We start from the raw sequence: 10,433 nt of genomic DNA on the forward strand, positions 1-10,433 counted from the left end.
TCTTTTTTATTTTTCATTTTAATACCTCCAAAAGTTTAATATGAATATTATTCCAAACTTACCAATTTTACATACAAAAAAGACTGTAGGTAAGTTTGTTTTACACAAATCTACCTACAGTCCCTTTTTAAATATAAAAAAGATAGTGAGATCCTCTTAAATTCACTATCTTTTTATAACGTCTACTAATTATAATATTAAATTTTATGCCTTACTAAAATCTAAATTTTCCATAACTATAAAATTAACAAGTTTTTGACCATATGGCAAACACATTTGTATAAAAGGACCTGTGGCAAACATTGCTGTAATTGTTCCTATTCCTATAGTTCCTCCTAAAAAATATCATACAGTTAAAAATATTGCATCTAGTAGAATTCTGATGTACTTATATTCAAAGTTTATTTTTTCTTTTATTACAAAGGGTATGATATCATTTGGTGCCACACCTACATTCGTTGAAGATAGAATTGAAAATCCTATGGCAATTAAAAAGCATCCCCCTGCAACTAAAATCATTCTTATTATGTAACTATATGATTCTATTGGTAAATTAGAAACTAAATATACTCCCATATCTATAATTGGTCCTATACCAATAACACATATTAATGTACCTATTTTTATATGACTTTTATTAATTAGTAAAATTATTAAAAATAATACTACTAATATTATTCTATTTGCATTTCCAGTAGAAATACTCATTCCCAAAGCATTTAAACTATTTGCAATTCCTTGTGTAAAAACTGTAAATGGATCTGACCCTATGTTAGTTTTTATAAATAAAGCTACTCCAAATTGTATAATAGCCATCCCTATGAGAAACATTGTTATTTTTTTAATAGACTTCCACAATTTCTCCATTTGTACTTACTCCCCCTATTCATAATTTAATTCAATTATTTTTAAATATAACTTTTGAATACATTCCTTTGTAGAATATTATAATCTAACGATGCTGTCAACGTTTCCCCGTTAATTGTTTAATAATTATATGTCACATTAATTATATGTATAGCTCATTTGTTTGCTATGTAATAAATTAAGCCCACTGCATTATCTTACAGTGAGCTTAATTTTTTCAGCTGATTTTCCCATAACTGATTCCTTCTATATTTATTATTTTCCTGCTATAGAAAGCCCTGTAACTATTACAGATGGTGAACCTACATTGCTCATTGGGAATTTTAAATCATTTCCTACTGATACTATGTTTTTAAGTAAGTCAAAGTAATTACCTGCTAGTGTGATTTGTTCCACTGGGAAAGTCTTCTTACCATTTTTCACATAGAATCCTTTTGCTGCAAGAGAGAAATCTCCACTTACAGTGTTTGCTCCTGAGTGAAGTCCTGCTAAGTCTGTTATAATTACACCTTCATTTATTTCACTCATTAAATCTTCAAAAGACTTTTCACCTTTTCTAAGATATAAATTACTTTCACTAACGCTAACAGATGAAGCATAAGAAGCTTTGAACCCGTTTCCTGTAGATTTTACACCTTGTTTATGAGCTGTTTTCAAATTATGAAGTAATGTGTTTAATTTTCCTTCATAAACTAATTCCTTTGTAAAAGTTGCCACACCTTCATCGTCGAAAGGAGCTGATGCAAGACCACCCTCCATTAGTGGGTCATCTACTATGGTAACAATTGGTGAAGCTATCATTTGCCCTTCTTTTCCTTTTAAAAGTGAAAAACCTTTTTGTGCTGCATCTCCACTAAAAGTTGATGCGAATGTTTCTAATAACTGTACCATTGCTTCGTTATATATAATTGTTTTGTAACTTCCTGATGGTATGCTTTTTCCACCTAATTTTGATAAGGCATCCTCCACACCTTGAGCTGCCATTTCTCTTGGTTTAGCTTCATCTAAAGAAGATGCTACCACATAACCCACACCATCATTTTTTCCACTTTCATCTTGCACTACTGGCACCACATAAGACGTTAGGATATTACCTTTATTATTTAGTTCTAAACCTTTAGTATTGTAAATTCCATAATTTGATGAAGAATAAGAAATTTTACAACCATTTATATTTACAACTTTCTCTGAGTAATTTTTAGCTTCTTTTTCTAAATCTAATGCTAAATCTATCATTTTACCTGGGTCTATATTTTCTAATTCTTTAGAATAAGTTTTTACTTCACTATATGTTTTATCTCCCACATAAATAAAAGTTTCATCATCATTTTCAATTAATGTAGCACTATTTTTAGCGCTGTTTATTAACATATCAATAGCCACTTCATCTAATATTTCCGTATAAGAGTAACCCATTTTATTATTAATTTTTCCTCTAAAAGAAAGACCAAAAGACTTAGCTAAATTATACTTTTCCACTTCTCCTTCATAAACAGAGATACTTATACTTTCGCCATCACTAAAATAAATCTCACACTCATCAAATCCAGCAATTTTTGCTTTTTCAAATAATAAATTCTTAAATTGTAAAAATTCCATCTATTCTTCACTCCTTCCACCAACTGTTATCTCTTTCACTCTTATCATAGGCTGACCTACGTTTGTTGGAATAGAGCCAGATGATGAACCGCACATTCCTTGAGCCTGAGCTAAATTATCTCCAATCATATCTATATTCATAAGAACTTCACTTCCCTTGCCTATTAAGCTGGCTCCTCTTACTGCTTCTTTTATCTCACCATTTTTAACTAGATATCCCTCTGCCACAGCAAAGTTAAACTCTCCAGTTACAGGGTTTACAGAACCTCCACCCATTTTCTTTGCATAAAGACCATTGTCTATGGATTTAATAATATCTTCTGTTTTATCTGTTCCTGCTGCTATAAATGTATTTGTCATTCTAGAAGTTGGAGCAAATTTGTAACTTTGTCTACGATAACTTCCAGTAGGTTTAGTCTTCATTCTTCGTCCATTTAATTTGTCTACCATGTATGATTTTAAAATTCCATTTTCTATTAGGATATTTTTCTGCGTTGGAGTTCCTTCATCATCTACGTTGGCAGAACCCCAGTGATTTTGTATGGTTCCATCATCTATAGCTGTAACTTTGCTAGATGCAATTTGCTGCCCTATTTTATCCGTAAATACTGAGTTACCCTTGGCTACTGATGTTGCTTCAAGTGAGTGTCCACAAGCTTCATGGAAGATAACTCCTCCAAATCCGTTGTCTATGGCAACAGTCATTTGACCTGCTGGACAGTTTTTCGCATTTAGCATAGTATATGCCACTCTTGAAGCTTCTTTTCCATAATACTCTGGATCTATATCTTCAAATAGTTCAAAGCCTTTGCAAGCTCCAGGTCCTTCATGTCCTGTCTGATTTTCATTTCCTTTTGATGCCACTGAAGTTATGGAAAGTCTAGTTCTTACTCTTTTGTCTTCTGTATATAATCCTTCAGTGTTGGCAATTAGCACATTTTGTTCTTTGTCTAAGTAGTTTACACTTACTTGTGATATGTTAGAGTTGAAATCTTTTGCACTTTTATAAGCTTTTTTCATTACATTTATTTTATGTTGATAATCTACACTACTTGGACTTAGTTTTATTGGATTAATGTTTGTAGTTCTTTTACAATTATTTAGTACTATTATTTTTTCTTCATTCGTAACTTTTCCTAAAGCTAAAGCTGCTTTGTAAGCAGTGTCTAGCATAGATTGAAGAGAGTTGTCATTTGTGTATGCGTAAACGCTGTTAAATCCTTTAAAAATTCTTATTCCTATTCCGTAAGTTCTTCCCCCTAGAACATTTTCTATTTTACTATCTATAAGACTTAGGTTGTTATTTATGCAGTCTTCTTCAAAGATTTCTGCAAAATCCCCACCTGTGATTAGGCATTTTTCTAGCACTTTAATTGCTATTTCTTTTGAAATCATAATGTTCCTCCTTTTTGGTATATGTATATTATACCAATTTTTACGGTAGTTTTAACATATTTTAAAAGGACGTTACAAAAATGTAACGCCCTTTTTCTCTTTTGCAAATCTTTTTTAAAATTAAAATTTCAAACTATTTATCATATCATCTATTTCATTTTCAGCTTTATTTAAAGCCGCTTTTCTTTCTTCTTCTGTTGTTCCAGTATTATCCACTTTAAGTTCATGAACTTTTTTAATTCCCAGTGTTTTCATTATGCTTGATACATAGTTTTCACCTTTGTCCATTATAGGATCTAGTAAGAAAGGTATATTTCCTCCAGCAGATTCAACATAAACTAATGCTCTGTACTTATCATTTAGTAGTCCTTGTGGTTTCTTGCCCTTCTCAAAAGTAATCGTCTTTCCAACTTGTACTACACAGTCAATATACTCTTTAAGGGGTGCAGGAAAAGATAAACTCCACATAGGTGCAGCTATTACATACATATCAGCACCTTTAAATTGTTCACATAAGTCTCTTATTATTTTTATTTCATCTTGGTCTTTTTTAGGTAATTTCTTTGCATCTTCTTCTTTTATTATACAATTTCTATCTTCAAAATATTGATATTCCAGCCTTGGAATATGATCTTTGTATAAATCAACTTCTTCAACTTTAAAATCTTTATTTTTTTCTAAAAACTTATTGATAAATGTTCTAGCAACAGTTTTGCATGATGATAAGTGCTCTGGCTTTGAGTTAACACTTATATATAGTAATTTTTTCTCCATAATTTACTCCTTACATTATTTTAATAGGGAATATTTTTAATTATTATTCTAATAATTTCTTCACTTCTTTTCATTAGATTTTATTGGTGTTCTAAATAATAAATGTTTTAATGCATTACCATCAAATGGATATAATGGGTAAATATATGATTGTCCCATTATAGTCTTATTTGTAGCAAGTAGTATTAATGTAATTATCAATCCTATTATAAATCCCCATACTTTAAATAACGAGGTTAAAACTAATATAAGCATCCTACACAGTTTTATTGCAAATCCCAACTCAATACTTGTTTGAGCAAATCCTCCTAAGGATACAATAGCAGTATATAGGATGGTATCAGGAACAAACCATTCTGTTTTGATAGCAAAATCTCCAAGTATTAGCGCTCCAACGACAGATACTGACATTCCTAAAGTACCTGGAGTATTTAATGAAGCAAGTTTTAAAGCATCTACCGCTAACTCTAATAATAAAAACTGTATTATTAATGGTACTGCATAGCCTTTTTCTGGTTCAATAAATTTTATCCATGCTGGTAGTCTATCAATATATTCTATTAACAATAAATACACTGGAGTCAAAGTCAATGTGATTAATAATGTTAAATTTCTAATAAATCTCAAATAATTTCCCGTTATTATAGGTTGATAATAATCATCTGCTTCTTGCATAAAATCAAAAATACTTACTGGAACTACTATAATATTTGGCGAAGTATCTATTAATATAAGTATTTTACCTTCTAATACGTGGGCTGATGCCACATCTGGTCTTTGTGTAGTTTTTATTTTAGGAAATGGGTTATACCATTTTGATTTTGTCAGCGTTTCAACTAAACTTTGATCTCCCATTACTAATGCTCTTACATCAATACTTTCTATTTTTTTCTTTATTAATTCAATATTGTCTGTTTTGGCAAGTCCTTCTATGTAACCTATGCAAACATCGGTTTTAGATTTGTTGCCTACATTCATCATTTCAAAAACTAAATTTTCATCTCTTACTCTTCTTCTTATAAGTGCCGTATTCATTACTAAAGTCTCAACAAACCCGTCTTTTGCACCTTTTAAAGTTTGCTCTTTTTGTGGCTCTTCAGGGCCTCTAGCTGGATAAGTACGTACATCTAACATAATTGCTTCGTCTAATCCATCTATAATTATAGCCATTGGTCCAGATAGTACACCAGACACTATTTTATCAATATCGTTTTCTTTATCCGCTTCAATGTGAGCTATATAGGAATTCATAAAATCTGTAATTTTATTTACTTTATCCATTTCTTCTTTTGTTATAGAAATGAATTTATTTAATATTCTCTCTGCAACTTCGTCTTTCATAAATCCATCAACAAAGAATAGGTAAGCTTTTCTACCTCCAATGTTTATTTCTCTTGAAACTAAATCAAAACTTTTTTTAACTTTAAGTTTGGATAAGATATTGGTATAGTTTTGGTTCACATTTTTAGTTAGTTTAATATTAATCACCTCAATCCTTAATATATTTATTTTCTACTATTTATTAAAATATATGATTGAAATTTTATTAATTGCAAAATATGCTATAGTACACCATTTTTTTCATTTTATTTTTGTTTTTATTTTAATTCTATTTTTAAATCCTGTAGATATTAGCTCACCGTTTTGATTAAATATCCATCCATTTTCTTCATGAGATAAATCTGATACGTATATTTTTTCATTACATATATTACATATACCTATATCTTGTAATATACTACTGTTATTGCTAAATAAAGTACGAATAAAAACTTTCCTCTGATTCAAAAACATTGCCTAGCCCTTTAAAGTTATTCTGTATTAAACTTTTTGGCCATGGTCTGTGGCTCTGAAAAAAATCTAAATATTTATCCATACTTTATCTCCTGTTCTATAAATTTCATTTATTTAATTTTCATTGGCATATGTTTCATCTGTTATATCATATTGGTTTTATAATCATGCCCTGCTAACTTCAGCTATTTATCCCAATAGCATCCCAAAACTAAATATAGCAAATGTGTTTATTTCTGTTTTTATAAACAATTTCTATCCTCATAATATTGATATTTCACCTTTAAAGTATGGTCTTTGTACTAAACATAACTGGGGATTATTTGAAGAATGGTTAATGGTAAGATAAGAAAAAAAGAGTCGCCTTTTCCATGATTAATTAAGTCATAGAATAGGCGACTTTATTTACTTTTATTTAACATCAATTAGTTTAAATCCTAAATCTTCTACAATATTTTTTATATCATTAATATGTACATCCTCATTCATATTGACAAGTGCATATCCTTCCTCTATGCTTATATCTAAAACTTCTACACCATCAATATCTTCTGTAAGTGCTTCTTTTAGATTTTGTTTACAATGTTTACATTTCATACCTTCAATTAAAAGCTTTTTGCTCATTTTTTATTCCTCCTAAATATCTATTTACTACTTTAATTATATTTTTAAAATATGTAGAAATTATGAATTTATAGTTATATTTCCTCATACCTTTGCAAAATACGCCTTAACATAAGTTCCCCAACTAAAACTGCATCTTCTATTGTAAGATAATCATCTGAGCTTTTGTCAACTAACATTTTCCCAACTGCTTCAAACTCATCATCTGCAAACCATACATTTAAAGTTACTGGATAGTGTGGAAAAAGATAAAACACAACACATAAATCAAATTTAGATTTTATAACTTCTCCACCTAATGATTTACACACTTTTATCACTTCTTCAGGTTTCTTATTAGCTAAAAAACGACTTAGTTCTATCTCTACAGTTTTATCAAACCTAGCTCCTCTTATAAGTCCATCTTTCAATTCACCAAAATGAACTGCCTTAAAAGATACAGGTGTGCCATCTCCTATATCTAGATAATGTAGTAAAATTAAAGTATGCCAATCTTCTAACTTTTCCTTAGGCTCATATGATGGATAAGTCAATTCAATAATCTTATCTAAACTCTTTATTTTAAAAGTTGATGTTTCTTCACAAAATTCTACCCCCGTATTTTTAGCAATATCTACAGGTGATTTGTTCTCCAAACGTTTCCTGGCTGCTATATACATCTCATTAAAAGCTCTATTTATTTTTTTATCTTCCATATAACTCTCCTCCCTTGTATCTTAACTTTAATTAATTCTCTCACCATAAAGTTCTGTAAGTTTTATAATATTTTTATATTTCATTTAATATGTTTCTATAAATTTATAGTTGCATCATATTTTTCTTTCTTCATACTTTATCTAATTTTTCTTTCATTCTTATATATTGTTTTTTTACCATATTCATCAGCCAATTAGATGTCTTCTATCCAATTAATAATCCCTTACTACAATAATAGCATATTAGTTACATATCACCACTTTTAAAGTGTTAACCCAAGTCTCTTATTATTATAAATTAAAAATATACAAAATTCGTATTTGGATCTATTGTAAAGTATTATATAACTTATAATATCATTCGTATTGTAAAATACTGTTTTCAGGTCGTATCTTTTTTGTTACGCCCTTCTCTCATACAAAAATCATCATCACACCACCATAATCAGAGCATAATGTACAAAAACAAAATTATGGGGTCATGCTATGAGATGGATAAATGTTTATATGGAAAATCTATCTAAGTTGATGTTATAAATAAATCTAATACTAATCCAAAAGTTCATATCAAAAATAAAATGCTCCTTCTTAGTTTAAAATTTATAAGTTGTTAAACTAAGGAGGAGCTAATTCTATGACAATATTATTTTTTTCTCTTATTGTTTCTTTTTTTTCTTCTCATTCTTTTTCTTCTTAAGTTTATTAATCTAATAATATACGCTACTATTGCAAGTACTGCTAAAGTTTTTATTATAAATATAATAAATGATGATGCGTAAATTTTAAGTAAACCTAATTTACTTAAATTCACCTTTCCACTTACCTCTGATGAGTAATTAGGTAGAGTAAAATTAAATTTCACATCTTTATTTGCCAACTTCCAGGCACTTTTATTTTCATTATTGTATTCTATTTTTACATTTTCATCATTAATTTGATTCTTATAATACATAATATCTTCTGTTGCTATAATTGGAGCTGTTATATTCTTTTTAGGTCCAATTATACCGTACTTTCTGTATTGAAGTTCAATTGCTCCAACTTCTTCTCCAGCCTTTTTAAATACTTGTTTTTCAGCTGCAGTGCCATAGTCTACAATAGTTTTTGTGTCATTAAATACATTTGTGCCATCTATTCCATAATCAGAATTAAGAGCTATAGTAACTAGATTTCTGCCTTTGCTTTGGAAGAAACCAACAAAGCAATGACCAGCTTGAGATTCATTACCTGTTTTTCCACCTACATTACCATATTGACCAAGGATTTTGTTTCTTAATTTAATTGGTACAGTTTCTCCTTCTATATTAATTGTTATATTTGGACTTTGATCTGATATTGTTTCTCTAATCCATTGGTTTTTGTAAGCTTCTTTTGCTATTACTGCTATATCGTAGGCTGTTGACATATTAATTTCCTTATTATCTGGATCTACTGCATTAGCTTCTAAGCCACACGGATTTACTACTTTTGTATCTTCTACTCCAAGATCTTTTGCTTTATCATTCATCATTTTCACAAAATCTTTGTAATTTCCTGCCACAGAATCTGCCATTAAATATGCAGCATCATTAGCTGAATAAACCATAACAGCTTTCATAAGATCATCGCTTGAAATTTTGTCACCCACATTTATTCTTTTCAAGTTATTAAGTGCTGTTTGAGTAGTTTTTAGTGATTCTTGTGTAAATTGTATAACTTCTCCCTTAGAAGTATTTTCTGCAAAAACTAAGGATGTTAGTAATTTTATTGTACTTGCCACAGGCCTTTGAATCTTTGCATCTTTCGATGCAATAACTTCTCCTGTGTCCATATCCATAACTATTGCCGATTGTGCAATTATACTCGGTATATCACCTGTATTATTTAATCCATTTGCTACACTGCTTAAAGATGTACATATTACTAATAAAATAGTTAATATAAATGTATTAAAAGATTTATTTCTCATTTAAAACCTCTTTTCCCTTTTGTATTACTAGTTATCACTATAAAATTTCATAAAATAAGAATAATTTTATTCTTATAATTAAAAGCAATGCAATAATTATATCATAATTTTTACATAATTTGTCAAGACATTCCCCATGTATTTAAAAAAATATTTAGTTTTTTTGCCGTAAATTTACCCCTATATTGTAATGTGCAAGTAATATAATTATGGGGGAGAAAATTTACTTATAATGGCAAAACTACTTATGTTAAAAGTGAGTATTTAAGTAATACTAAAAGTGTAATATTAAATGTACTATATATAAGCTAATATCCTGATTCACCTATTGGATGTGAGGCAACTTCTCTTGATCAGTTGCTACAGTTTAAAGGTGTGAATGTTTCAAAAACTATTATAGCCAAAGAAATGAAAAAGCCACCAAATAAAAATCTTCATGTCATGACAGTTATTGGTGTTGATGATGATGATTTTTACATAACAGATCCTGCAAAAGGTAAATACAGTGTATGTAAGACTAAATTCGAATCAATTTACAATAAAATCAGAAAAAGGCTTTAGTTGTTAGATAGTTAAAAGAACATAAAAAAGTCTCAGGTTAAAAATCGCCGGGACTGTAGGTAGATTTGTGTAAAACAAACTTACCTACAGTCTTTTTTGTATGTAAAATTGGTAAGTTTGGAATAATATTCATATTAAACTTTTGGAGGTATTAAAATGAAAAATAAAAAAGAAAT

Annotated in this window: 10 protein-coding genes; 1 reads left to right on the forward strand and 9 read right to left on the reverse strand. The window is 29.2% G+C overall.

Features of this window, described 5'->3' with window-relative positions; all coding sequences use genetic code 11:
- Nucleotides 1–345: 345 nt before the first annotated feature.
- The 9 genes from K0040_RS18835 to K0040_RS18875 form a co-directional block, all read right to left on the reverse strand.
- Nucleotides 346–867, reverse strand: a complete 522-nt coding sequence (locus K0040_RS18835; RefSeq protein ID WP_316720002.1) for a YczE/YyaS/YitT family protein — start codon at nucleotides 865–867, stop codon at nucleotides 346–348.
- Nucleotides 868–1,122: 255 nt separating this feature from the next.
- Nucleotides 1,123–2,466 carry a TldD/PmbA family protein gene (locus tag K0040_RS18840; protein ID WP_228110265.1) on the reverse strand — a complete coding sequence of 448 codons (1,344 nt, stop codon included), beginning with the start codon at nucleotides 2,464–2,466 and terminating at the stop codon, nucleotides 1,123–1,125.
- Nucleotides 2,467–3,861, reverse strand: coding sequence for a TldD/PmbA family protein (locus tag K0040_RS18845; protein WP_228110266.1), 1,395 nt, complete (start codon nucleotides 3,859–3,861; stop codon nucleotides 2,467–2,469). It abuts the gene before it with no gap.
- Nucleotides 3,862–3,981: 120 nt separating this feature from the next.
- Complete coding sequence (locus tag K0040_RS18850; protein WP_228110267.1) at nucleotides 3,982–4,635, reverse strand: FMN-dependent NADH-azoreductase; 654 nt, start codon at nucleotides 4,633–4,635, stop codon at nucleotides 3,982–3,984.
- A gap of 60 nt (nucleotides 4,636–4,695) precedes the next feature.
- Nucleotides 4,696–6,123, reverse strand: coding sequence for a spore germination protein (locus tag K0040_RS18855; protein ID WP_228110268.1), 1,428 nt, complete (start codon nucleotides 6,121–6,123; stop codon nucleotides 4,696–4,698).
- A gap of 93 nt (nucleotides 6,124–6,216) precedes the next feature.
- The gene (locus tag K0040_RS18860) at nucleotides 6,217–6,423 is read right to left on the reverse strand and encodes a hypothetical protein (RefSeq protein ID WP_228110269.1); all 207 of its coding nucleotides are present in this window, start codon (nucleotides 6,421–6,423) and stop codon (nucleotides 6,217–6,219) included.
- A 417-nt stretch (nucleotides 6,424–6,840) separates the two neighbouring features.
- Complete coding sequence (locus K0040_RS18865) at nucleotides 6,841–7,053, reverse strand: heavy-metal-associated domain-containing protein (protein ID WP_228110270.1); 213 nt, start codon at nucleotides 7,051–7,053, stop codon at nucleotides 6,841–6,843.
- A 74-nt stretch (nucleotides 7,054–7,127) separates the two neighbouring features.
- Nucleotides 7,128–7,748: a DUF3786 domain-containing protein gene (locus K0040_RS18870; RefSeq protein ID WP_228110271.1), complete on the reverse strand. Its 621-nt coding sequence runs from the start codon at nucleotides 7,746–7,748 to the stop codon at nucleotides 7,128–7,130.
- 643 nt (nucleotides 7,749–8,391) lie between these two features.
- Nucleotides 8,392–9,696, reverse strand: coding sequence for a D-alanyl-D-alanine carboxypeptidase family protein (locus K0040_RS18875; RefSeq protein WP_228110272.1), 1,305 nt, complete (start codon nucleotides 9,694–9,696; stop codon nucleotides 8,392–8,394).
- 357 nt (nucleotides 9,697–10,053) lie between these two features.
- On the opposite strand from K0040_RS18875, the gene K0040_RS18880 reads away from it, so the two are divergent.
- Entirely contained in the window at nucleotides 10,054–10,257 is a 204-nt protein-coding gene (locus K0040_RS18880; RefSeq protein WP_228110273.1) for a C39 family peptidase, read from the forward strand.
- The last annotated feature ends 176 nt before the right edge of the window (nucleotides 10,258–10,433 follow it).

The organism is Terrisporobacter petrolearius, assembly GCF_020748185.1.
Taxonomy (GTDB): Bacteria; Bacillota; Clostridia; order Peptostreptococcales; family Peptostreptococcaceae; genus Terrisporobacter; species Terrisporobacter petrolearius.